This is a genomic window from Mesorhizobium sp. M2A.F.Ca.ET.037.01.1.1 (genome assembly GCF_003998075.1).
Lineage (GTDB): Bacteria > Pseudomonadota > Alphaproteobacteria > Rhizobiales > Rhizobiaceae > Mesorhizobium.
The window spans coordinates 1-1,052 of record NZ_RZSA01001482.1 but is presented as its reverse complement, the minus strand read 5'-3'; the positions used below and the strand labels follow the sequence as shown (position 1 = coordinate 1,052).

Here is a 1,052-nt window from a genome sequence, read left to right as displayed (position 1 = left end):
GATGGTGACCGCGCCGCCGTCGACATCGACGGGCACAGGCAGGTCGAGCGCGACCGGTCCGACGCCCGACGGCACGGTCTTTTCCAGCACCGGCGGCAAAGCCGGCCGGTTGGCGCGGCGCATCAGCACCACCTCGTCGATCAGCGAGGAGTTTTCCCAAGGAACCTGCGCCCCCTTGGTGGCCTCGACCACATCGCGGCGCACGGCCGCCATGACGGAGCGTATCTCCTGGTTCGGTGCCAGCGCGCGGCGGGAGAAGGCGGACGAGAACGGGCTGAGGTCGCCGGAGCCGTCATAGGCGACGGCGCCCGGCTCGGTGGCGAAGGCGATCAGCGTGTTCAGCGAACTCTTCACCTGCGCAAGGCCGGTGCCGCCGGCCGCGATCAACTGGTCGCGCAGCCAGTAGTCCTTGCGCGGGAACGGATTGTTGCGGCAGGCGTCGAGGATGATCACCTGGATCTTCGATTTGGCGCGCAATTGCTGCAGGACATCGTCGAGCTTGACCGCCTGGACCTCGATGTCGGCCGCAGCCTTGAGCGACGCATCGACCGGGATCAGAAAATTCTCGCCGCCGATTTGAAAGCCGTGGCCGGAATAGTAGACGACCGCCAGATCGGCGCCGTCGGCCGCCGCGAGATAATTGCGGAACTCCTTCTCGAACTGGAGCTTGGTGAGGTCCTTGGCGACGAACACATCGAACCCGGCCACCCGAAACGTGTTCGATACGTCCTCGGCATCCTTGTCAGGATTCTTGAGCGCCGGGATTTCGCGGTATTGCGAATTGCCGATGACAAGCGCAACTCTTCGATCGGCCTGCGCTTGCACCGTCGTGAGACCCAAGACGATCAAGGCCGCAATCAGCGCGTAGCGTCGCAGCATGGCAAAATCCCCAACCGCTATGACCTGTCGGCCACAAGAATTCAGCTTGCGGCATCGCGGTCTGTTAAAGACTTCACAATCTGCCAAGGCGGCAAGGAACGCGCCCGCGATGGCAGGCAGGCGTATCCAATAAACTGCTAAAATAGCTCAGAGGCCCGGACGCCGCAATGACC

The 1,052-nt window shown here is 63.3% G+C and carries 1 protein-coding gene; it reads right to left on the bottom strand.

Annotation, left to right across the window (positions count from 1 at the left end; genetic code table 11):
* Positions 1-879: caspase family protein (locus EOA27_RS37745; protein ID WP_189562355.1), on the bottom strand; the 879-nt coding region annotated here is incomplete at its 3' end.
* Positions 880-1,052 lie beyond the last annotated feature (173 nt).